Source organism: Kribbella sp. NPDC048837 (assembly GCF_055586945.1).
This window is the reverse complement of record NZ_JBVJHF010000001.1, coordinates 1271134-1293829: the sequence shown is the minus strand read 5'-3', so window position 1 is coordinate 1293829 and position 22696 is coordinate 1271134. Positions and strand designations below refer to the sequence as shown.

General features: G+C 70.5%; 22 protein-coding genes. 18 read left to right on the top strand and 4 right to left on the bottom strand.

Features of this window, described 5'->3' with window-relative positions:
- Positions 1-36 precede the first annotated feature (36 nt).
- Genes ACZ6O0_RS05940 through ACZ6O0_RS05900 form a run of 9 tightly spaced genes read left to right on the top strand, consistent with a single transcriptional unit; the run spans position 37 to position 9100 of the window.
- A complete protein-coding gene (locus ACZ6O0_RS05940; protein ID WP_465763684.1) occupies positions 37-447 on the top strand; it encodes a DUF948 domain-containing protein in 411 nt (136 codons plus the stop codon).
- The gene (locus ACZ6O0_RS05935) at positions 444-680 is read left to right on the top strand and encodes a DUF6167 family protein (protein WP_465763683.1); all 237 of its coding nucleotides are present in this window, start codon (positions 444-446) and stop codon (positions 678-680) included. The genes ACZ6O0_RS05940 and ACZ6O0_RS05935 overlap by 4 nt, the downstream gene beginning before the upstream one ends.
- A 5-nt stretch (positions 681-685) precedes the next feature.
- Positions 686-3355, top strand: a complete 2670-nt coding sequence (gene alaS, locus ACZ6O0_RS05930) for an alanine--tRNA ligase (RefSeq protein ID WP_465763682.1) — start codon at positions 686-688, stop codon at positions 3353-3355.
- 10 nt (positions 3356-3365) lie between these two features.
- Positions 3366-3824, top strand: coding sequence for a Holliday junction resolvase RuvX (gene ruvX, locus ACZ6O0_RS05925; RefSeq protein ID WP_465763681.1), 459 nt, complete (start codon positions 3366-3368; stop codon positions 3822-3824).
- Positions 3821-5017 (top strand): endolytic transglycosylase MltG, encoded by a 1197-nt coding sequence (mltG, locus tag ACZ6O0_RS05920; RefSeq protein WP_465763680.1) that lies wholly within the window; start codon positions 3821-3823, stop codon positions 5015-5017. Before ruvX ends, mltG begins: the two co-directional genes overlap by 4 nt.
- Entirely contained in the window at positions 5017-5841 is an 825-nt protein-coding gene (locus ACZ6O0_RS05915; RefSeq protein WP_465763679.1) for a shikimate dehydrogenase, read from the top strand. Before mltG ends, ACZ6O0_RS05915 begins: the two co-directional genes overlap by 1 nt.
- Positions 5828-7300 (top strand): FAD-binding oxidoreductase, encoded by a 1473-nt coding sequence (locus ACZ6O0_RS05910; protein ID WP_465763678.1) that lies wholly within the window; start codon positions 5828-5830, stop codon positions 7298-7300. The genes ACZ6O0_RS05915 and ACZ6O0_RS05910 overlap by 14 nt, the downstream gene beginning before the upstream one ends.
- 13 nt (positions 7301-7313) lie before the next feature.
- Positions 7314-8360: a DUF2330 domain-containing protein gene (locus tag ACZ6O0_RS05905; protein WP_465763677.1), complete on the top strand. Its 1047-nt coding sequence runs from the start codon at positions 7314-7316 to the stop codon at positions 8358-8360.
- 32 nt (positions 8361-8392) lie between these two features.
- Positions 8393-9100 (top strand): prepilin peptidase, encoded by a 708-nt coding sequence (locus tag ACZ6O0_RS05900; RefSeq protein ID WP_465763676.1) that lies wholly within the window; start codon positions 8393-8395, stop codon positions 9098-9100.
- Between the two features lie 3 nt (positions 9101-9103).
- Here ACZ6O0_RS05900 and ACZ6O0_RS05895 read toward each other — a convergent pair whose 3' ends face one another.
- Positions 9104-9970, bottom strand: coding sequence for an ADP-ribosylglycohydrolase family protein (locus ACZ6O0_RS05895; protein WP_465763675.1), 867 nt, complete (start codon positions 9968-9970; stop codon positions 9104-9106).
- Between the two features lie 201 nt (positions 9971-10171).
- On the opposite strand from ACZ6O0_RS05895, the gene ACZ6O0_RS05890 reads away from it, so the two are divergent.
- From ACZ6O0_RS05890 to ACZ6O0_RS05870, 5 genes are all read left to right on the top strand, one after another.
- A complete protein-coding gene (locus tag ACZ6O0_RS05890) occupies positions 10172-10372 on the top strand; it encodes a hypothetical protein (protein ID WP_465763674.1) in 201 nt (66 codons plus the stop codon).
- A 48-nt stretch (positions 10373-10420) separates the two neighbouring features.
- Positions 10421-11626, top strand: coding sequence for a chorismate synthase (gene aroC / locus ACZ6O0_RS05885; RefSeq protein WP_465763673.1), 1206 nt, complete (start codon positions 10421-10423; stop codon positions 11624-11626).
- Positions 11623-12132 (top strand): shikimate kinase, encoded by a 510-nt coding sequence (locus ACZ6O0_RS05880; RefSeq protein WP_465763672.1) that lies wholly within the window; start codon positions 11623-11625, stop codon positions 12130-12132. Before aroC ends, ACZ6O0_RS05880 begins: the two co-directional genes overlap by 4 nt.
- On the top strand, positions 12129-13229 hold the full coding sequence (gene aroB, locus ACZ6O0_RS05875; protein WP_465763671.1) for a 3-dehydroquinate synthase: 1101 nt from the start codon (positions 12129-12131) through the stop codon (positions 13227-13229). Before ACZ6O0_RS05880 ends, aroB begins: the two co-directional genes overlap by 4 nt.
- 116 nt (positions 13230-13345) lie before the next feature.
- Positions 13346-14425 carry a Gfo/Idh/MocA family protein gene (locus tag ACZ6O0_RS05870; RefSeq protein ID WP_465763670.1) on the top strand — a complete coding sequence of 360 codons (1080 nt, stop codon included), beginning with the start codon at positions 13346-13348 and terminating at the stop codon, positions 14423-14425.
- On the opposite strand, the gene ACZ6O0_RS05865 is transcribed toward ACZ6O0_RS05870, so the two are convergent.
- Entirely contained in the window at positions 14386-16410 is a 2025-nt protein-coding gene (locus ACZ6O0_RS05865) for a HelD family protein (RefSeq protein ID WP_465763669.1), read from the bottom strand. The two genes, ACZ6O0_RS05870 and ACZ6O0_RS05865, sit on opposite strands and share 40 nt — an antisense overlap.
- A gap of 55 nt (positions 16411-16465) precedes the next feature.
- Between ACZ6O0_RS05865 and ACZ6O0_RS05860 the strand changes: the two genes are divergently transcribed.
- The 3 genes from ACZ6O0_RS05860 to ACZ6O0_RS05850 all read left to right on the top strand — a co-directional run bounded on the left by ACZ6O0_RS05860 (position 16466) and on the right by ACZ6O0_RS05850 (position 18421).
- Positions 16466-17056: a TetR/AcrR family transcriptional regulator gene (locus ACZ6O0_RS05860; RefSeq protein WP_465763668.1), complete on the top strand. Its 591-nt coding sequence runs from the start codon at positions 16466-16468 to the stop codon at positions 17054-17056.
- 19 nt (positions 17057-17075) lie between these two features.
- Entirely contained in the window at positions 17076-17513 is a 438-nt protein-coding gene (aroQ, locus tag ACZ6O0_RS05855) for a type II 3-dehydroquinate dehydratase (protein ID WP_465764066.1), read from the top strand.
- A 239-nt stretch (positions 17514-17752) separates the two neighbouring features.
- Positions 17753-18421 carry a helix-turn-helix transcriptional regulator gene (locus tag ACZ6O0_RS05850; RefSeq protein WP_465763667.1) on the top strand — a complete coding sequence of 223 codons (669 nt, stop codon included), beginning with the start codon at positions 17753-17755 and terminating at the stop codon, positions 18419-18421.
- Here ACZ6O0_RS05850 and ACZ6O0_RS05845 read toward each other — a convergent pair.
- Both ACZ6O0_RS05845 and ACZ6O0_RS05840 read right to left on the bottom strand, forming a co-directional pair.
- On the bottom strand, positions 18418-21144 hold the full coding sequence (locus tag ACZ6O0_RS05845) for an ATP-binding protein (protein ID WP_465763666.1): 2727 nt from the start codon (positions 21142-21144) through the stop codon (positions 18418-18420). The genes ACZ6O0_RS05850 and ACZ6O0_RS05845 overlap by 4 nt on opposite strands.
- Positions 21145-21174: 30 nt before the next feature.
- Positions 21175-22125 carry an EamA family transporter gene (locus ACZ6O0_RS05840; protein WP_465763665.1) on the bottom strand — a complete coding sequence of 317 codons (951 nt, stop codon included), beginning with the start codon at positions 22123-22125 and terminating at the stop codon, positions 21175-21177.
- 72 nt (positions 22126-22197) lie between these two features.
- Between ACZ6O0_RS05840 and ACZ6O0_RS05835 the strand changes: the two genes are divergently transcribed.
- On the top strand, positions 22198-22695 hold the full coding sequence (locus ACZ6O0_RS05835) for a MarR family winged helix-turn-helix transcriptional regulator (RefSeq protein WP_465763664.1): 498 nt from the start codon (positions 22198-22200) through the stop codon (positions 22693-22695).
- Position 22696 lies beyond the last annotated feature (1 nt).

The window sequence follows — 22696 nt, the reverse complement described above, 5'->3', positions numbered from 1 at the left end:
GTCCACGAGGTCGCAACGGGAAGGTGGATCGTTTCCATGAGCGTCGGTGAAGTCGCGGGGCTGATAGCAGCCTGCGCGCTGCTCATCCTGGTGGGCCTGCTGGCCTATCCGATCCTGAAGCTGGGCAAGGTCTTCGACGAGACCCGGATCCTGGTCAAGGGTGTCTCCGACGAGACCGTCCCGCTGCTCGGCGAGGTGACCACCACCGTGTCGACCACCAACGCCCAGCTGGCCAAGGTGGACACGATCACCGACAACGCGACCACGGTGACCACCAACGCGGCCGCGCTGATGTCGCTGTTCTCGGCCACCGCCGGCGGCCCGCTGGTGAAGGCGGCCGCGTTCACCTACGGCGTCCGCCGGGCGCTCGGTGATCAGCAGCGCAAGGACGTCAGCCGGCGCGTCAAGGAAGAGATGAAAGCAGAGCGGAAGGCGCGGAAGCGGTGAAGCGGATCTTCTGGCTGATCATCGGGATCGCCGTCGGCGTGTACGCCGTCACCCGGCTGAAGAAGCGTGTCCAGGTGCTCGCCCCGGAGAGCGTGCAGGAGTCCGCGGCCAGGCTGGCCGCCGCGGTCCGGCACTTCGGCGACCAGGTCCGCGAGGGCATGGCCGAGCGGGAGACGGAGCTGCGCGACGCCCTCGGCATCGACACCACAAACGACCGTGAGGACTACCGGTAACACCCATGGAAACCAGTGAGATCAGGCGGCGGTTCCTGCAGTACTTCGAGGACCGGGGCCACACCGTGGTGCCGAGCGCGCCGTTGCCGTCGCCGGACCCGAACCTGCTGTTCAACGTCGCCGGCATGGCCCAGTTCGTGCCCTACTTCGTCGGCCAGCAGACGCCGCCGTACGCGCGCGCGACCAGCGTGCAGAAGTGCGTCCGGACCCTCGACATCGACGAGGTCGGCAAGACCACCCGGCACGGCACGTTCTTCCAGATGAACGGCAACTTCTCCTTCGGCGACTACTTCAAGGAGAAGGCGATCGAGTACGCCTGGGACCTGGTCACCCGGTCCCAGAACGACGGCGGCTACGGCTTCGACGAGTCGGTGCTGTACGCGTCGGTGTACTACGACGACGACGAGGCGATCGACCTGTGGAAGCGGATCGCCGGTCTGCCCGACGACCGGATCGTCCGGCTCGGCATGAAGGACAACTTCTGGTCGATGGGCATCCCGGGTCCGTGCGGCCCGTGCTCGGAGATCCTGATCGACCGCGGCCCGGAGTTCGGCGCGGACCGGGACTGGGAGGCGGGCGACCGCTACCTGGAGTTCTGGAACCTCGTCTTCATGCAGAACATCCGCGGTGAGGGCGGCGGCAAGGACGGCTACGAGATCCTCGGCGAGCTGCCGAAGAAGAACATCGACACCGGCCTCGGCCTGGAGCGCGTCGCGTACCTGCTGCAGGGCGTCGACAACATGTACGAGATCGACGAGATCTACCCGGTGATCGAGCGGGCGTCGGAGCTGAGCGGCCGCAAGTACGGCGTCGAGCACATCGACGACGTGCGGTTCCGGGTGGTCGCCGACCACGTCCGCAGCGCGCTGATGCTGATCGGCGACGGCGTCACCCCGGGCAACGAGCAGGGCGGCTACGTGCTGCGCCGGCTGCTCCGCCGGGCGATCCGCTCGATGCGCCTGCTGGGCTACGAGGACCCGAGCCTGGTCGAGCTGCTGCCGGTGAGCCTGGAGCAGATGAAGAAGTCCTACCCGGAGCTGGAGCCCGACTTCGGCCGGATCAGCCAGGTCGCGTACGCCGAGGAGGAGGCCTTCCGGCGGACCCTCACGGCCGGGACGAGCATCTTCGACGTCGCCGTCCGCGAGACCAAGGCCGGGGGAGCGCACCAGCTCGAGGGCGCGAAGGCGTTCCAGCTGCACGACACCTACGGCTTCCCGATCGACCTGACCATCGAGATGGCCGCCGAGCAGGGTCTGCAGGTGGACACCGAGGGCTTCCGCTCGCTGATGAAGGAACAGCGCGAGCGGGCCAAGGCGGACGCCCGGGCGAAGAAGGCCGGGCACGCGGACACCTCGGGCTACCGGGAGCTGCGCGAGAAGGGTGTCACCGAGTTCACCGGGTACTCCGAGCTCGCCACCGACTCGCAGGTCCGCGGCCTGCTGAAGGACGGCGTGGTCGCGCCGGCCGCCGAGCAGGGCGAGACCGTCGAGGTCGTGCTGGAGAAGACCCCGTTCTACGCCGAGTCCGGTGGCCAGATCGCCGACGAGGGCGTGATCGTCGCCGACGGCGTCCGGCTGAAGGTGCTCGACGTCCAGCGGCCGGTCAAGGGCCTGATCGTGCACCGGGTCGAGGTGCTCGAGGGTGTGCTGCGGGCTGGCCTCGACGTGCACGCCGAAGTCGACCACGAGTGGCGGGTCTCGGCCTGCCAGGCGCACTCGGGTACGCACGTCGTGCACGCCGCGCTGCGTCAGGTGCTCGGCCCGAACGCGCTGCAGAGCGGCTCGTACAACAAGCCCGGCTACCTCCGCCTCGACTTCGCTTGGTCGTCGGCGCTGGACCAGGCGACCCGGTCCGAGATCGAAGAGGTCGCGAACCTCGCGGTCCGGCAGGACCTTCCGGTGTCGGCGCAGTACATGACGCTGCCGGAGGCCCGGGACTGGGGCGCGCTGGCGCTGTTCGGCGAGACGTACGACGAGCAGGTCCGCGTGGTCGAGATCGGCGGACCCTGGTCGCGTGAGCTCTGCGGTGGCACGCACGTGAAGCACTCGTCGCAGGTCGGCGCACTGACCGTCACCGGTGAGTCGTCGGTCGGCGCCGGCGTCCGCCGGATCGAGGCGTTCGTCGGCCTGGAGGCGCTGCGCTACCTCGGCCGCGAGCGGGCGCTGGTCCGGCTGCTCAGCGAGAACCTGAAGACCCGGCCGGAGGAGCTGCCCGCAAAGGTGGCGGACCTGGCCGAGCGGCTGCGGGTGGCCGAGAAGGAGCTCGAGCGGGTGCGCGCCTCCCAGGTCCTCGCGGCCGCCGCAGAGCTGGCGACCAACGCGAAGGACGTCTTCGGTGTCCAGTACGTCGGTCACCGCGCGCCTGATGGCGTAAACGGCGGCGACCTGCGCAAGCTGGCCTTGGACGTGCGCGGCCGGATGCCGGCCGACAAGCCGGCCGTCGTCGCCGTACTGAGCGTCAACGACGGTAAGCCCGGTGTGGTGGTCGCGCTCAACGACACCGCGCGCGAGTGGCGGCTGAAGGCCGGTGACCTGGTCCGGGTCGCGGCCGAGAAGCTGGGCGGTCGAGGCGGTGGCAAGGACGATGTGGCGCAGGGTGGTGGCACCGATGCGAGCGGCTCCGACGATGCACTGGCGGCGGTGGAGCACACCGTCGGCCAGCTCGTCACCGGCTGACGAGACCCTGATGAGACGCGGCGTGCGGATCGCCCTGGACATCGGCGACGCCCGGATCGGCGTCGCCAGCAGCGATCCGCACGGAATCCTGGCCACGCCGGTGGAGACGGTCCGCCGTGGGCCCGGTGATCTGGATAGGATCGCCGCACTCGCCGCCGAACTGGAGGCGTTCGAGATCGTGGTCGGACTGCCCCGCTCCCTGTCCGGGGGCGAGGGGCCGGCCGCGGTGAAGATCCGGGAGACGGCGGAGCTGGTGCGAGCGAAGGTGCAGGAGGGTAACTCGGGGACGGCGGTGCGCCTGGTGGACGAGCGGTTCACCACGGTCACCGCCGAACGCATGCTGCGGGAACGGGGAAAGAAGGGTTCCAAGCGGCGCGCGGTGGTCGACCAGGCCGCCGCTGTCGTGATTCTGCAACACGCGCTCGACCTCGAGCGGGAGACCGGCAACCCACCCGGGAGGCCCCTGTGAACGGACCATCGGTGCACGAAGACGTGAACGAGAGCGAGGACCTGGGCTCCGGGCTCGGCTTGCGCCCGGAGACCCGGGTGGAGCGCCGGGCGAACCGGCGCAAGGCCCGCGGCCGGCGCGCGTTCGGCTGCTTCGCCGGCGTGATCTCGCTGCTCGTGGTCGGCTCGCTGGTGGCCGGTGCCGTGATCGGTTTCGGCAAGGGCAAGGACGCGATCGAGCAGATGTTCGCGGCGCCCGACTACACCGGCGCCGGCAGCAAGGAGACGGTGGTCGTCGAGATCGCCAAGGGCCAGGCGGCCGCCTCGATCGCGGACACGCTGGAGAAGAAGGGCGTGGTGAAGAGCGCCCGCGCGTTCGAGCGGGTGGCCAAGGCCGACTCGCGGTCGCTCACGATCCAGGCCGGCACCTACACGCTGCACAAGCAGATGTCCGCCAAGGCCGCGCTCGAGCTGATGCTGGACACCGCCAAGTCGATCCTGGTCACCCGGATCAGTTTCCGGTCCGGCCAGACCAAGGCAGAAGTCAGTGAGACGCTGCAGAAGTCGAAGCTGAAGCTGCCGGCCGGTGCCGCCGCTGGCGCCCTGGCGAAGCCCGCTTCGCTCGGGCTGCCGTCGTACGCGCACAACAACGCCGAAGGCTTCCTGTACCCGGGGACGTACGACGTGCCGAAGGGCGCGACGGCGTACACGATCCTCAAGCTGATGACGGCGGAGTACGCGAAGAACGCGGCCGCGCTGGACCTGGTCAACACCGCGAAGCGCAAGGGGCTCGACCCGTACCAGGCGGTGATCGTGGCCAGCATCATCGGCGCCGAGACGAACCGGCCGCAGGACTACGCCAAGGTGGCCCGGGTCATCTACAACCGGCTGCGGGTCGGGATGAAGCTGCAGATGGACTCGACCATCCACTACGTCGTCGGCAAGGACGGCGGGGTGTTCACGACGCCCGAGCAGCGCGACATGGACTCGGAGTACAACACCTACAAGAACAAGGGCCTGCCGCCGACGCCGATCAACTCGCCGACCAAGGAGACGCTGCGGGCGGCGATCAACCCGGCCCAGGGTTCGTGGCTGTACTTCACGCTGATCAACCTCGACACCGGCGAGACCGCGTTCGCGAGTACGGCGGACGAGCACATGGCCAACGTGAAGAAGCTGCAGACCTGGTGCGCCGCGCACAAGGGCCGGTGCTGATGACCCGATGTGCTGTGCTCGGTTCGCCGATCGCGCACTCGCTGTCACCGGCCATGCACCGGGCCGCATACGCCGCGCTGGGCCTGGACTGGCGGTACGACGCTTTCGAGGTTCAGGAGGACGAGCTCCGCGGGTTCGTGGCGTCGCTCGGCGATGACGTTCGTGGGCTGTCGCTGACCATGCCGTTGAAGCGGGTCGCTCTCGACCTGGTCGACACCGTCGATCCGGTGGCCGAGCTGATCGGTGCGGCGAACACGATGCTGTTCGAGCCGGACGGATCACGGTCGGCGCACAACACCGACGTACCCGGGCTGGTGAACGCGTTCGCCGAGCAGGGCATCACCGCGGCCGACACGGCTGTCGTGCTGGGCGGCGGGGCGACCGCCGCGTCCACGCTGGCCGCGTTGCGCGGGCTGAAGGTCAGCGAGGTGACGATCGTCGTCCGGGACATCGCGAAGGCCGAGCGGCTGCTGGATCTGGCGGCCGAGCTCGGGCTGCGGACGTCGGTCGCGGACTTCTCCCAGGTCGAGCAGATCGGTGGGTTCGATCTGTGCATCTCGACCCTGCCCGGCGGTGCCGTCGACCCGTGGGCCGAGCACTTCGCCGGCGTCGCGCCGGTGGTGTTCGACGTGGCGTACCACCCCTGGCCGACCCGGCTCGCGATCGCGGCGCACCGGATCGGTACAGAGCTGTTGAACGGACTTGATCTCCTCGTGCATCAGGCGACCCTCCAGGTGGAGATGATGACTGGTAGGTCGTCGGCTCCTCTGGCGGCCATGAGGGCAGCTGCTCGTGAGGAGCTGGGGGATCGTGAGTCTGTATGACCGCCGTACGGTACTGAAAGCCGGCGGGGCGTTCGCCGCCGCCGCAGTGACGAGCTGTTCGGACACGAAGAAGGCCAGTGCCGAGGGCGCCGCGAGCAGTCTGACCGCGGCCACCCCGAACTGGAACAGCTTCGCCCGCTCGCTCACGGGCCGGTTGTACCTGCCCGCATCCGCGGGGTACGCCTCGTCGCACCTGCTCTTCAACCCGCGCTGGGACTCGGTCCTGCCGGGCGCCGTGGTGAAGGCCGCGAACGCCACCGACGTGCAGAAGGCGATCAACTTCGCCCGCGCGAACAAGATGGTGCTGGTGCCGAAGAGCGGCGGCCACTCGTACGTCGGTGCGTCGACCATCAGCAAGGGGATGCAGCTCGACGTCGGTGCGATCCGCGGGATGAGCTACGCGAACGGCGTCGTCACGATCGGCGCCGGAGCCCGCTTGTACGACGTGCACGCGTTCCTCGACAAGTACGGACGGTCCCTGCCGACGGGGACCTGCCCGACCGTCGGTGTCGCCGGGCTGACGCTCGGCGGCGGGATGGGGATCCACACCCGCGCCTTCGGCCTGACCTGCGACCGGGTCCTGTCGATGGGCGTGATCACCGCGGACGGTACGGCGCGCAACGTCAGCGCGACCGTGGACCCGGACCTGTTCTGGGCGCTGCGGGGGAGCGGCGGCGGCAACCTCGGCGTGGTCACCTCGTTCCGGATCTCCACCATCCCGGCGACCAAGCTCGGGTTCTTCCGGCTGACCTGGACGGAGTCTCAGGCCGCGGCTGTCGTCCGCGGCTGGCAGAAGTTCGCCCAGTCCGCGCCGATCACCTCCTGGGGCAACCTGCACATCGATGCCCGCAGCAACGGCACGCTGTCGATCCATGTGCTCGGCATCTCCACCACCGGCAACGCCGCCGCGGCGGCCGCGCAACTGGAGTCCTTCGTCGGCATCAAGGCGTCGTCGCGGTCGATCACGGTGAAGACGCACATGGAGGCGGTGACCTACCTCGGCGGCGGGACGACCAGCCCGCGGACCGGGTTCCTGGCCGGTTCCGACGTACTCAAGGGGCCGATGAACGCGGCCACGATCACCGCGCTGCTCGGTGCGGTGAAGGCGGCGGCGCGGGCCAAGACGCCGGCCTCGGCGATCCTCGACCCGCTCGGCGGGCAGGCGGCCAAGCAGCCGGCCGGCGGCGCGTCCTGGCCGTGGCGGACGGCGCTCGGCGTCGTCCAGTGGTACTCCGGCACGCCCGCGCACCCGACGTCCGCGCAGCTCAAGGTCGCGCAGACCTTCATCACCAACGGGCACCGCGCGGTCCGCGCGTACTCGGCCGGCGGCTACGTCAACTACGTCGAGACCGGTCGCTCGGTCAGCACCTACTACGGCGCGAGCCTGCCTCGGCTGCAGGCGGTCAAGAAGAAGTACGACCCGGCGAACTTCTTCCACACCGCGTACACCCTTGCGTAGCTAGTGTTCCGCCGTGAGGCTTTGGCGGGTTGTCGCGGGAGTGCTGGCGATCGGGTTCGTCGCGGCCGGTATGACGCCCGCCTGGGCGTGTGCGTGCGGCGGCTACCTGCCCGACGCGGAGTCGCGGGCCCGCGCGTACGGCGAGAACGCGCTGGTCCAGTACGACGGCGGCACCGAGCAGATCACGCTCTCGATGTCGATCAACGGGTCGTCGAAGAAGGCGGCCTGGATCATGCCGGTGCCCGCGGCGGCGAAAGTCGAGCTCGGTGACAACGGTCTGTTCTTCCGGCTGGACCTGATGACGCGGCCGAAGACCGTGATCCGCAAGACGTACTGGCCGTTCCGGGACCTCGGCATCATGGGGAGTCGCGGCGACACCGCCGGTGCGGCGCCCGGTGCCGGCGCCGGAGTGAACGTGCGGCAGCAGATGGTCCTCGGGCCGTTCCAGGTCGCGCGGATCGACGGGTCGAGCGGGTCGGCGGTGACGGACTGGCTGCGCACGAACGGGTACGTCGTACCGGCCACGCTGGCGGCGAACCTCACGCCGTACCTGACCGAGAAGTGGGAGATCGTCGCGGTCAAGCTCGCGCCGAAGCAGGACGGCGAGAGCCTGAGCGGGGCGACGCCGCCGCTGCGGCTGACGTTCGCGTCGGACCGGATCGTGTACCCGATGCGGCTGAGCAAGGGCGCGACCACCGCCCAGACCGTGACGGTGTACGTCGCCGCCGAGCATCGGGTCGACGCCACCAAGCTGCCGGACGCCGACGTGCAACCGGAGCTGCTGTACGCCGGTCGCGTCGAGGACGCCGTCCTGCCGAGGCCGGCCGACTATCTGACCGCGTACACGGTCACCTATCGCGACCCGAGCCGGATCACCGACGACTTCACCTTCGCCCCGGCGGCGAACGACGACGAGTTCCAGCGGGTCCGCTACGTCACCGAGAACGACGGATTCTGGAGCACCGTCGGGGTGCTCGCCGGTGGCCTGCTGCTGCTCGGTGCCGGTGCCGCGGTGATCGCCCGGATGCTCGTCCGGCGGTCGTCCACAGGGCGCGCGTAGCCGGCACCGGGAATCGTCTAGGCTCCTGGATCGTGCCGGCTGACAACGCGTTGCTCGCCGCAGGGATCGGCGTGATCCTCTGCGGTCCGGCGGCGTACGTCGCCGGGCCCTGGCTGATGCGGAACATCCCCGAGCCGGTGCTGGAGGAGGGCGAGACGAAGGTCCCGTACGCCGCGCTGGCCGGTCGGCGGGCGGCGTACTGGTGTGGTGGGCTCGCGGCGGTGGCCGGAGGGCTGCTGGGCTGGATGCTCGGGACGTCCGCCGTGTTGCCGGCGTGGTTGTTGCTGGCCGTGGCGGGGGCGGTGCTCGGGTACATCGACGCGCGGACGCGATTCCTGCCGTCGGTGATCATCTGGCCGTCGTACCTGGTGGTCGGGCTGGCATTGCTCGGCGCAGCGGTGGTGTCGGGGGAGTGGGGGTCGCTGCGGCGGGCGGTGATCGCGGGGGCCATCGGGTTCGCGGTGTTCTACGTGCTGTGGTTCGCGTTCCCGCGGGGTGTCGGGTTCGGCGATGTCCGGCTGTCGGGGCTGCTCGGGCTGGCGCTCGGCTGGCTGGGCTGGGGACAGTTCGCCAGCGGTCTGTACGGCGGTTTCTTCCTCGGCGCGCTGGTCGGAATCGTGCTCATCGTCGGCAAGGTGATGACCCGCAAGCAGATGGTCCCGTTCGGCCCGTTCATGCTCGTCGGCGCGCTGGCCGGCGTACTCCTCGGCGCCCCACTCGAACGGCTCTACACCGGGTAGCGATCACCAGCCGGGGTAGCGGGTGGTCCAGGAGGTGTGCGGACCGTAGTCGCCGTGCAGGCGGTCCGCCCTGGTGAACTCCAGCGCGAAGTCGTCGGCCAGTTGGAGGATGACGGGACGGCCCTCGACGGTGAAGACGAGCTCGGCGGGGAGCGCGGTCTCGCCGTGCAGAGCGCCGAGGATGTTGCCGCAGATCGCTCCGGTGGAATCGCTGTCGCCGGAGTGCGTGACCGCCAGCGCGAGTGCGTCCAGGAACTGCTCGGGCGCCGGATAGGCGAGGGCCGCGTAGACGCCGATCGCCAGCGCCTCCTCCGCGACCCAGCCACCACCCAGGCGCTCGACCGTCACCGGTCCGTGCCCGGGCGCCGTGGCGGCGAGGTGGCGCGCGAAGGAGAGCGTCGTACTGGTCTCCTCATGGTCCGGGCGCTGCGCGAGCAGCGCGGCGGTGGTGTCGAGGGCCGCGTCGAGAGTGGCGCCGGCGCAGATCTCGTGGACTATCGCCGCCAGTGCTCCGGAGGCGAGTTTGCCGGTCGGGTGGCCGTGCGTGTAGCCCGCGGCGGTCGCGGCCGCGTCGAAGACCCACTCGGTGGGATACCTCGCCGGCAGCAGCCCGAATGGCGCCACCCGCATCACGCCTCCACAGCCCTTGGAGTCGTTCACCGCCTCGGCGCCGAACTGCGGGATCCGCGACTCACCCTCGCGGGCTTCCGTCAGCGCGGTCAGGCACGTATTACCCGGCGCACGCCGGGCGTAGAGCCACTGCTCAGCCTGCAGCCAGCCGTCCCGCTCACCGCTCGGCCCGGGCAGGAGCTGGGTGTCGAGCCAGCGGTCGTACGCGTGCTGCACCACCGCCACCGTGAACCGGTCCACCCAGCGCGTCCCCGATCGCTCCGCCCAGCAGGCATCCGCGCACCCGCGCCCGCCACGTCTCTTCCGCTGCCCGAGTCATGCCAGAACCCTATCGACGGTGGTGCCAGCGCTACCCCAAGACGGGTTCCAGGGCCCGTTCGGCGGGCGCTGCGGACTTCTACGGTCGTTGGTAGGAGCAACCGCATCGTCGAGGAGGGCATGATGACCACCGCATTCCGTCGTACCGCCGGGCGCCTGGCCGTGGCGGCGCTCGCCACCACCGCGCTGACCGGCGCCGCGATCGCCGGCGGTCAAGCAGCCAGCGCCTCGACCTCCTGCGACGACTCGCCGATCGTGAAGACCTTCAACGCGGTGCTGACTCTCCGCGGCGGCCCGGGCGAGGACACCGAGACCTGCCGTTGACGTGAGACCGGCGTCTGCGGGGTGGGACGGCCGTGGGAGGATTGCGGCATGCTGCGCTGGCTCACCGCCGGCGAGTCGCACGGACAAGCGCTCGTCGCCGTACTCGAAGGTCTTCCCGCCGGGGTCCAGGTCACCACTGATGACGTGGCCGACGCCCTGGCCCGTCGGCGGCTCGGCTACGGCCGCGGCGCCCGGATGAAGTTCGAACGGGACGAGGTGACATTCCTCGGCGGGTTCCGGCACGGGCTGACGCTGGGCAGCCCGGTGGCGATCCAGGTCGGCAACACCGAGTGGCCGAAGTGGGAGCAGGTGATGAGCGCCGACCCGGTCGACCCGGCGACGCTCGCCGAGCTGGCCCGGAACGCGCCGCTGACCCGCCCGCGGCCCGGCCACGCGGACCTGGCCGGCATGCAGAAGTACGGCTTCGACGAGGCCCGTCCGGTGCTCGAGCGCGCGAGCGCCCGCGAGACCGCCGCCCGGGTCGCGCTCGGTGAGGTCGCGGCCCGGTTCCTCCGCCAGGCGTACGGCGTGACGATCCTCAGCCACGTGGTCGAGCTCGGCACGGTCAAGGCGCCGTACGGCGTGATCCCGGCGTACGGCGATGTCGCGAAGCTGGACGCGGACCCGGTGCGCTGCCTGGACGCGGACGCGAGCAAGGCGATGGTCGCCGAGATCGACACCGCGCAGAAGGCCGGCGACACGCTCGGCGGCGTCGTCGAGGTGGTCGTGGACGGACTCCCGCCGGGCCTCGGCAGCTACGTGCACTGGGACCGCCGGCTGGACTCCAAGCTGGCCGGTGCGCTGATGGGCATCCAGGCGATCAAGGGTGTCGAGCTCGGTGACGGGTTCGAGCTGGCCCGCACGCCGGGGTCGCTGGCGCACGACGAGATCGTCGCCGAGGACGGCACCATCCGCCGGACCAGCGGCCGCTCGGGTGGCACCGAGGGCGGCATGAGCACCGGCGAGACGCTGCGGGTCCGGGCCGCGATGAAGCCGATCGCGACCGTGCCGCGGGCGTTGCGCACGATCGACACCACGACCGGCGAGGCGGCGTCCGCACATCACCAGCGCTCCGACGTCTGCGCCGTACCGGCCGCGGGCATCGTGGCCGAGGCGATGGTCGCGCTGGTGCTGGCCGAGGTCGCGCTGGAGAAGTTCGGCGGCGACTCGGTGACCGAGACCGCGCGCAACCACCAGTCCTACCTGGCGAACCTGCCGAAGGCCATCACGCCGCGGGAGTGGGCAGAGCAGTGAGTCCCCTCGTCGTTCTCGTCGGCCCGCCCGGTTCGGGCAAGTCGACCATCGCCGCACTGCTGGCCGAGCGGCTGCACGCACGGCACCGCGACACCGACGCCGACGTCGAAGCCGCCGCGGGCAAGCCGATCTCGGACATCTTCGTCGACTCGGGTGAACCACACTTCCGCGCGCTGGAGCGCGCCGCGATCGTCGCCGCGCTCGCCGACTCCGGCGAGGTGCTGTCCCTCGGGGGCGGCGCGATCCTCGACCCGGACACCCGCGCGGACCTGGCCGGGCACACCGTGGTTTTCCTCGACGTCAGCCTCGGCGAGGCGGCCAAGCGGGTCGGTCTCGGAGTCGCGCGGCCGTTGCTGCTGGGCAACGTCCGGACCCAGCTGCGCAACCTGATGGAGGCCCGGCGCCCGCTGTACGCCGAGGTCGCCAAGCTGACGGTGGTCACCGACGAGAAGACGCCGGAGCAGATCACCGACGAGATCCTCGGTGAGCTCGGGGCCCGCGGATGACCGGCGAGCCGACCCGGATCCGGGTCGCCGCGGCGGCGCCGTACGACGTTGTCATCGGCAACAATCTGCTCGGTGAACTGCCCGGCCTGCTGGGCGACGGCGTGCAGCGGGTCGCCGTCGTCCACCCGCGGGCGCTGCGCGCCAGCGGCGACGCGATCCGCGACGACCTGACCGCGTCCGGGTACACCGCGCACGCGATCGAGATCCCGGACGCCGAGGAGGCCAAGACCGCGGAGGTGCTGGCGTACTGCTGGTCGGTCCTCGGTCAGGCCGGCTTCACCCGCTCCGACGCGATCGTGAGCATCGGTGGCGGCACGACGACCGACCTGGCCGGCTTCGTCGCGGCGACCTGGCTGCGGGGCGTGAAGGTCGTGCACATCCCGACCACGCTGCTCGGGATGGTCGACGCGGCCGTCGGTGGGAAGACCGGGATCAACACCGCCGAGGGCAAGAACCTGGTCGGCGCGTTCTGGGAGCCGGCCGGCGTGCTGTGCGACCTCGCCGCGCTGGAGTCGCTGCCGCGCAACGACTACGTCAGCGGGCTGGCCGAGGTGGTGAAGTGCGGGTTCATCGCGGACCCGGTGATCCTCGACCTGGTCGAGAAGGATCCGGCCGGCGCGAGCAGTCCGTCGTACGACGCGACCGAGGAGCTGATCGCGCGGTCCATCCAGGTGAAGGCCGACACGGTCGGGGCTGACCTGCGCGAGCGGACCACGAGTGCCGGCGGGGCGATCGGCCGCGAGGCGCTCAACTACGGGCACACACTGGGCCACGCGATCGAGCGGCTGGAGCGGTACAAGTGGCGGCACGGTGCCGCGATCAGCATCGGCATGGTCTTCGTCGCCGAGCTCGCCCGCGCCGCCGGTCGCCTCGACGATGCGACGGCGGATCGCCATCGCGCCGTGCTCGAATCGCTCGGTCTCCCGGTCAGCTACCGGGCCGACGCCTGGCCGCACCTGCAGGACGCGATGAAGCTCGACAAGAAGACCCGGGCCGACCGGCTCCGCTTCGTCATCCTCGACGCGCTGGCCAGGCCGACGATCCTCGAGGCCCCGGATCCCGGCCTGCTCGTCGCGGCGTACGCCGAGATCAGCTGAGCGGATCCGGTCAGCCGAGATCAGCTGACCGGATCCGGTCACATGCCGGGCACGGCCTTGTCTGTGCGGTGACAGCGGCCAAGGATGGTGGAAACCCCTCGGAAAGGGCTTTCCATATGGCTGACCGGAAGTACCGGATCGCAATCGTCGGCACCGGCGGCATCGCCACGTCGCATGCTCGCGCGGTGACCTCGCTCCCGGACCGGGCCGAGCTCGTCGCCGGTGTCGACGTCGACCTCGACCGGGCCAAGGCGTTCGCGGACGAGTGGGGCATCGCCGCGGTGTACCCGAGCCTGACCGCGCTCCTCGAGGCCGGCGACGTCGACCTGGTCCACCTCTGTACGCCGCCCAGCACGCACGTGCCGCTGGCCGCGGAGTGCCTGGCGGCCGACGTGAACGTGTTCCTGGAGAAGCCGCCGACGCTGTCGCTCGACGAGCTCGACACCTTGCTCGAGGCGGAGCGGAAGTCGGCGGCGCAGGTGGCCTGCGTGTTCCAGCACCGGTTCGGCTCCGGTGCGGTCCGGCTGCGGCAGCTCGCCGGCGCCGGTGTCCTCGGCCGGCCGTTGGTTGCCCTGTGCAACACCGTCTGGTACCGGGACGACGCGTACTTCGCGGTGCCGTGGCGCGGCACCTTCGAGGTCGAGGGCGGCGGGCCGACGATGGGCCACGGGATCCACCAGTACGACCTGCTGCTGTCGATCCTCGGTCCGTGGGAGAAGGTGACCGCGCTCGTGGCCCGGCAGGCGCGGCCGACGCAGACCGAGGACGTCTCGATGGCGCTGGTGACCTTCGAGAACGGCGCGGTCGCGTCGATCGTCAACTCGCTGGTGTCGCCGCGGCAGACGTCGCAGCTCCGGTTCGACTACGAGAACGCGACCGTCGAGCTGGAACACCTCTACGGCTACAAGAACCCGGACTGGACGATCACCCCTGGTCCTGGCCAGGAGTCGGTCGCCGACGCGTGGTCGAAGGATCTCCCGGACGTCGCGAGCGGCCACACCGCTCAGCTCGCCACGATCCTCGACGCGTTGTCCGCGGGCGCTCCGGCGCCGGTCACGCTCGCCGAGGCGCGCAACACCGTCGAACTCGCCGCCGCCATCTACGCGTCGGCGTTCACCGACAAGCCCATCCGCCGCGGTGAGCTGACCCGTTCGAGCTACGCCGAACGCATGGGTGGGCCGGGCGCTCCCTGGTAACCCAGCTCCGTGGGGAGGTCCTGCTGATGCAGGACGTCCAGTCGTGACACCGCTCTGGTCAGGATGACGTAGAGGCGATTCAGGCCGCGGGGTTCGGTGGCGACGATCTCGGCCGGCTCGACCGCGATCACGTGGTCGTACTCGAGACCCTTCGCCAGGCTCGCGGGGACGACGGTCACCCGGCCGTCGCCGTCCGGCGGGACCGTCTCGATCCCCGCGGCCTTCAGCACGTCGGCCAGCGACGCGATCCGGTCGTCCGCGGCGATCACGCCGATCGAACCCTCCTGCGTAAGGGCTGCCTGGACAGCGCTCACGCAGGAGGTCGGCAGGTCGCCGACCTGGCTGACGGTCAACCGGCCGTCGGAGCGGAACGACGTGGTCGGCGGCACGTCGACTTTCAGCGGCGTGAGCAGGCGGTTGGCGATCTCCACGACGGCGGCGGGGACTCGGTAGCCCGTGGTCAGGGCGACGGTTGTCGCCGTCGGCTTCCCGAGGTGGCCGAGTTGGGTGGTCCAGTCGGTCGCGGCCCAGGGTGTCGTCCCTTGGGCCAGGTCGCCGAGCACGGTGATCGAGCCGTGCTCGCTGCGGCGGGCGATCGCGCGGCACTGCATGGGGGAGAGGTCCTGCGCTTCGTCGACGATCACGTGGCCGTAGGTCTGGCCGCGCTCGAGCAGGGCGCTCACCTCGTCGAGCAGTACGGCGTCGGCGGCGGTCCAGCGTGCACTCTTCGCCTTGCGGGGGCGCGGCCAGGCGATCGCTCGTTGCTCTTGTGACGTGAGGATGCCGTCCGCCGCGGTGGCGAGTTGCTCGTGGTCGCTGAGCAGTTCGGCGAGGATCTCGTCGGCTTTCACGATCGGCCAGACGTCGTCGACGGCCGGCTTCGCGGCCCGGGCCATCCGGCGTTGCCAGGCGCTGTTGCAGTTCTGCCCGCGGGCTTCGGCCTGCCGCTGGAGTGCGGCGACGATCCGCGCGATCACCCGCTCGCGACCGAGCAGGTAGGCCGGCGTCTCCACCCGGGCCTCGGTCACCATCTCCTCGAACTCGTGCTGGTTGACCCGCCACTTGTACGAGTCGTCCGCGGCGACGATGGCGTCGTCCGGCCGCTGCACCCTGGCGTAGACGGCCTTCCGCAGTACGTCGGCCATCCGCGGATCGTGTTTGACCGCAGCCGCTGCCGGCTCGTCGGTGCCGCGGATCACCCCGGCCAGCAACGACTCGATGGTGGTCTGCTCGACGTCGACCTCGCCGAGGGTCGGCAGGACGGCGGAGATGTAGTGCAGGAACGCCCGGTTCGGCCCGAGCACGAGTACGCCGGTCCGCCGCAGCCGTGCCCGATGCGCGTAGAGCAAGTAGGCGGCCCGGTGCAGCCCGACGGCGGTCTTGCCGGTCCCCGGCGCGCCCTGGACGCAGACCGACACCTCCAGCTCGGTCCGCACGACCTCGTCCTGCTCCGGCTGGATCGTCGCCACGATGTCCCGCATCGGCCCGACCCGGGCCCGCTCGATCTCGCGCCGTACCAACGCGCTGCCGCTGGATTCCTCGCCCGCGGTGAGGCGTTCGTCCTCGAAGCTGGTGAGGGTGCTGGCCGACCAGCCGAAGCGGCGGCGGATCTGGATGCCGCGGGGGTCCGTGGCGGACGCGCGGTAGAACGTCGTGGAGACCGGCGCCCGCCAGTCGATCACCATCGGCGGCCGGCCGATCGCGTCCGAGATGTGCCGGCGGCCGAGGTAGTAGGTCTGGCCCCGATGCTCGCCCGCGACCGCGGTGGCGCCGTACCGGATGAGGCCGAAGAACGGCGGGTTGTCGCCCTCTTCGCCCAGGTCCCGCGCGAGCGTCTTGAGGTAGAACCCGAGCCGCTCGGCCGTGTACCGATCGGCCCAGGTGTCCTCGCCGACCACCACGTTCTCCCGGGCGCCGGCCACCATCCGGCGCAACGCCGCCCGGCACCGCTCGGCGTACGCGCGCTCCTCGTCGAGCTCCCGCATCACGCTCCTCGAAATGTTAACCGGGTTAATCTTTTGACTAGGTTAACATGGCGCCGTGACCGGACTTCGTGCCCGCAAGAAGCAGCAGACCCACGACGCGCTCTCCGAGGCGGCGATCGCGCTCTTCCTCGAGCACGGCTTCGACGAGGTCTCGGTCACCGATATCGCCGCGGCCGCGAACGTCTCCAAACCCACCCTCTTCAAGTACTTCCCGACCAAGCAGGATCTCGTCCTGCACCGCATCGCCGACCACCAGCACGAGGCCGCCCGCGTCGTCCGGGCCGCGACCGGCGCCCCGATCGAGGCCCTCCGCGACCACTTCCTGGCCGGCCTCGACGACCGCGACCCGGTCACCGGCCTCAACGACCATCCCGCTGTCCTCGCCTACAACAACCTCGTCTTCACCACGCCGGCCCTCGAGTCCCGCCTCACCCGGTTCATCGCCGGCGACCAGGAGGCGCTCGCGGTTGCCCTGGGCCACGACCTCCGCGCCGAGATCACCGCGGCCTGCCTGATCTCGGTCCATCAGGTCCTCAGCCGCCGCAACTGGCAGGCCATGAGCTCCGGGACCGCGGCCGACGTCTACTACCCGACCGCCCGGGCCGAGGCCGTCACCGCCTACAACTCCCTGGCCGGCGGGCTCTAGGGTGGGGCGGGTGACGGATGTGAGCAGGCGAGTGCTGGTGCTGAACGGACCCAACCTGGGGCGGCTGGGGTCGCGCGAGCCGGAGAAGTACGGGTCGACGACGTTCGCCGAGTTGGTGGGGGAGTGCGAGAAGGCGGGCGCCGAGCTCGGGCTCGAGGTCGACGTACGGCAGACCGACGACGAGGCCGAGCTGGTCGGCTGGCTGCACGAGGCCGCCGACGGAAAGATCCCGGTCGTGCTGAACCCGGCCGCCTTCACCCACTACTCCTACTCGCTGCGCGACGCGATCGCCCAGCGGACGGCTCCGCTGATCGAGATCCACCTGACCAACCCGGCCACCCGCGAGGACTTCCGGCACACCAGCGTGGTCGCCGGCGTCGCCACCGGCACCATCGCCGGCTTCGGGCTGAACTCCTACCGCCTCGCGCTGCGGGCCCTCACCACGCTCCAGGACTGACCGGATAACCAAAGTGCCCGTTCGGGCATCTAGGGAGTGTGTGGACAGTCAAGAGATCGGGGTGAGATGCCGGTGGAACGCGGCTGCGTCACGCCAGGCGTCGGGTCGTGCTACCGGCCGTCACCGGTCTGAAGGCTGGCTGAAGGTCCGGGCGCACGATCGGAATCGACGATCTTGGGGGTTCCTGTGACTACGGATTCGATCCGTTCCGTCATCAACGCTCTGGGGGAGTGACCAGTATGACGACGCAACACCGTATTCCGGTCTGGGTGAAGGCGCTCGACCCGCTGTCGCAGTTCGGGCTGGTGCACGCACTCCGGCAGCGGCCGGAGATCGCGCTGATCGGTGACGCCGACCTGGCGGCGCTGCAGCAGAGCTCGGCCGACCAGCGCACCGCCCCGCCAGTGGTCGCGTTGTTCGCCGTCGACTCGCTGGACGCCGGGGCCGTGCAGGTTCTTCGGGCGGCGACCCAGCGAGGCTGTCGCCGGACGGTGCTGATCGGCAGCACCATCGACGACGACGCGTTGATGACCGCGGTCGAGCTGGGGGTGTCCGGCGTACTCCGGCGCACCGAGGCGACCGCCGACCGCATCGTGCACCTGGTGCAGGCGGCCGCCGCGGGTGACGGCAGCCTGCCGCCGGATCTGCTCGGCCGGTTGCTCGGTCAGGTGTCGCGCATGCAGCGGCACGTACTGGCGCCGCGCGGACTGTCCCACACCGGGCTGTCCGACCGGGAGACGCAAGTACTGCGGCTCGTGGCCGACGGCAAGGACACGCAGGAGATCGCGCGCGAGCTGTCCTACTCGGAGCGGACGGTGAAGAACGTCCTGCACGACGTGACCAGCCGCCTGCAACTGAAGAATCGCTCGCACGCCGTCGCCTACGCGCTGCGCGAGGGCCTGATCTAGCTCGTCAGGACCTCGGTGGCGAGGGCATCGACCCGGAGGTGACGGGCCGCATCAGCGATGCGGTCGGCCTCCGGGCCGAGGGCTGCGCGGGCTTCCTCCCAGGCCGTGGCCTGGGCAGCGAGCTCGTCGGCGATGAACAGCGGGGCGCCGATCTCCTGGCGCTGGTACTGGGCCACGGTGAGCAGCCGGACCACCAACTCGTGGCGGCCGTCGGCGGCCGCGACGCAGGCCAGCAGGCCGAACGCGTCCAGTACGCCGACGGTGTAGCCGATGTTCCGGGCGGTGCGCAGGAGGTGCAGAGCTCGCGCCCGGGCGGCCTCGATGTCCCCGGCCTGGAAGTCCGTGATCCCGAGGTTGCCGCCGGCGATCACCATGCCCTGGTCGTCCTGCAGCGCGGACCAGACGGCGTACGCCTCGTCGAACAGCTTGCGGGCCACGGCCTGGTATCCGAGCTGCCGGAGTGCGAGACCGGAGCAGTTCAGCGACCCACCGAGGAGTACGCCGAAGTTCAGCCGGCGGGCCAGGAGTTCCGTCTGACGGGCGTAGTCGAGAGCGGCGTACTCGTCCTCGAGCGCGAGACTGGTCAGCGTCAGACCCTGCAAGGCGGTCGCGAGGCCGCGTTCGTTGCCGAGCGCGGTGTAGATCTCGACGCATTCCAGCCCGAGGTCCCGAGCTTCGGCGTACTCGCCGTTGAAGCGGGTCTGCACCGCCAGCGCGGCCAGCGACGCGGCGCGCTCGGGCGATCCCGGGGCGAGGGTGGCGAGCGAGTTGCGCAGCCACTCACGGGCCTGGGCCATCAGGCCGCGGTAGTGCCAGTGCCAGGCCAGCGGCGCGACGATCTCGCTGACGCGGCCGGGATCGTGACCTTCGTTCAGACACCAGTCGAGCGCGGCCAGCAGGTTGGGCTCCTCGATCCGCAGCCGCCGGGCCGCCTCCGGCTCGGGCAGGGACGACCGCTGGTTCAACCGTGCGTAGTGCTCACCGAACTTCGCCAGCCCGACGCACCAAGCGACATGCCGGGCTCGTACGGCGGCCTCCTCGCCGGAGGCCCGCAGCCGTTCGTGCGCGTACTCGCGGACGGTCCCGAGCAGACTGAACCGCTCGTCGTCGTCCATCGTCACCAGACTCCGGTCGATCAGTACGGCGAGCAGGTCCGCGACCTCGTCGGCCCGGATACCGTTGCCGGCGACAACGACCTCGGCGGCCTCCAGTGTGCATCCACCGGCGAACACGGACAACCGGCGAAGCGCCGTACGGACTGGTGGTTCGAGGAGCTGGTGGCTCCACTCGAGGATCGCGCGGAGGCTTGCAGGCTGGGTCCCATGGTCGTCGATCCCGTCGGCGAGTTGCTGCACGGACAGGGTTCGTGTCAGGCCGGCGGTGAGCTCGATGCCGAGGGGGAGGCGGTCCACAGCCGTGCAGATCTGTTCGACGGCCGGGCCGGCCTCGACCCCGCTGCGATCGCAGAACAAGACAACTGCGGCCGTCGCCGGGAGCGGGCCGAGACGATGGACGCGCTCGCCGGCGAGCTGGAGCTCGCGCTGTGAGGTGACGAGGACGGACAGGTCGACCGCCTTTGACCTGAGTTCATCGATCACCGGGCCGATCCCGGCGACGAGGTGTTCGGCGTTGTCGACCACGAGCAGTGCGCCGGCGAGCAGCTCGGCGGACCGCTGGATCGAGTCCCCGTTGCTGACGGCACCGACTGCCGAGGCGACGGCGGCCACGAGGTTGTCCGCGGCGCGCCGGGGGGCCAGGTCGAGCCAGGCCACCGGTCGGCCCTGACGGACGGCTTCGGCGGCGACCTCGCGGGCGAGCCGGGTCTTGCCGACTCCGGGGCCACCGAGCAAGGTGATCAGGGCGCTGGAGCGAGCTGCGGTCGTATGGGGGCCGGAGAGTTCGTGGAGCACCGCGGCCTGTTCGTGGTCGCGGCCGACGAAGCGCTTCGCCGCGGCGGGCACCGCGGTCCGCGGCATCGCCGGGCGATGACCGCGCAGATCGTCCTCGAGCGCTACCGTCTCCGGCGCGGGGTCGATGCCGAGCTCGTCGGCGAGCTGGTGACGCAGGCTCCGGAGCCGGTCGAGCGCCTCCGATTGATGGCCTGACCGGGCGAGCGCCAGAGCGGACAAGCCGACCAGGCGTTCGTGCAGTGGGCGAGCGGCGACGAGCCGTTCGAGGTCGAGGCCGACGGGATGACCGAGGGCCAGGCCGGCTTCGGCCCAGGCCAGTTGGAGCTGCAGCTGAAGATCCTGCAGGCGCTGCTGCTCGGCCGGGACGAACGGGATACCTTCCAGGTCGCTCAGCGCGGCACCACGCCAGAGAGCGATGGCGGTCGCGGCTGTGGTGAATACCCGGGCTTGATCGCCGGTCCGCCGTACGGCGTTGATCGTGGCGAGCGCACGCTCGGCGGCGATCAGGTCCACGGGTTCGGCCGCGAGGCTGAAGCCGGCCGGGGTGCGTTCGAGAGCCCACGCGTGATCGCCGAGAGCACTGCGCAGGCGCGAGGCCAGCACGCGCAACCGCGCCGTCGGTGGGGTCGCGTCACCCCACAGATCCCGGATCAAGACGTCATCGGCAACAGCCTCACCGCGAGCGAGTCCGAGCCGGACCGCGAGCGCGCGAGCCAGAGGCTGCGGGACGCGAAGCCGCGCGTGGGCAGGGGTGATCAGCTCGGCTGGTCCGAGGACGCGGATCTGGAGGAGCTGGTGCCCCGTCGTTCTCACCCCCAGTGAGGAACGTCGTACCAGCAGATCTTAGAGCGCCATGCCCTTTCGGGAACCGGCGAGGACCCCTCGGTGCTCCACAGCGCCAGGAGCCGACGGCACAGCGCTGACCGAGTTGCTGCGCCTGCTCCGGCTCCGTCGTACCTGTGCGCTGATCAGCGCGGTCAAGACGATGAGACCGCCGATGGCTTGGGGTGTTGTGAGGCGCTGGTCGAGGACGAGCCAGCCGAGGGTGGTCGCCATGACCGGGCTCAGCAGCCCGAGGAACGTGACGTCCGTGGGGGACAACTCCCGCAGGCCGCGGAACCACAGCGCGTACGCCACCGCGGAGCCGATGATCGTCAGGTAGGCGTAGCCGATCAGGTTCTGCGCGGTGAAGGCGGGCGGTGCACCCTCGACCAGGAAGGCGACCGGCAACAGCACCACACCACCGGCGACGAGCTGCCAGCCGGTCGTGGCAAGCAGGGGAGCGGGCGACGTCCACCGCTTGCTCAGTACGACGCCGAGCGCCATGACAACTGCTCCACCGAGAGCCGCGACCACACCCCAGGTGTCGAGGCGCGCGTTGGCTCGGAGGACCAGCAGAGCGACGCCGAAGATGCCGGCGACCGCCGTGAGGACAGTCCGCACTGACAGTCGTTCGCGCAGCAGACCGGTCGAGAGGAGGGCGACGAGGAGCGGCTGGATCGCGCCGACGGTCGCAGCCACCCCGCCCGGCAGCCGGTAGGCGCCGACGAACAGCAGTGCGTTGAACGCTCCGATGTTGAGCGTGCCGAGGATCAGCGACCGCCACCACCAGCTGCCGCGCGGCAGGATCCGGGTGATCGCGACCAGGAGGAGCCCGGCCGGCAGTGCCCGGAGCAGAGCGGCGAGCAGCGGACGGTGGGGTGGCAGAAGCTCGGTGGTGACCAGATACGTCGTCCCCCAGAGCAGCGGCGTGATGGCCGTGACCAGGAGAAGGGAGAGTCGATTGCTTAGCACTAAGATAAAGTATCTCAGTGCTAAGGCACTTTCAATCCCTCAGCGCTAAGCAATCGGGACTACGCTGGAGAGATGGCAGATCATGTCGACCTGGTGCTCGAGCAGTGGAGTGAGCAGCGGCCTGACCTCGACGCGTCGCCGATGGGCGTCATCGGTCGCTTGAGCCGGCTCAGCCAGCTGTTCGACGGCGAGCTGCGGCGCAACTTCGCCCGGCACGACCTCGACCGGGCGTCCTTCGACGTACTGGCGACCCTGCGGCGCTCCAACTCCGAGCACAGCCTCACGCCGGCCGGTCTGATGCACTCGTCGATGGTGACGTCCGGTGCGATCAGCCAACGGCTGGATCGGCTGGAGGCGCGCGGCCTGGTCACCCGGGCGCCCAGTGAGACCGACGGGCGCGCAGTCCGGGTCACGTTGACCGCTGAAGGGCTGCGACTGATCGACGCGGTACTCCCGACCCACGTCGACACCGAGCACCAGCTGCTCGCCGGGCTGTCGGCGGGCGAGCAGAAGCAGCTCGCCGGCCTGCTCCGGACGTTGCTCGAGTCCCTCGGCGACAAGCGGGACTGAG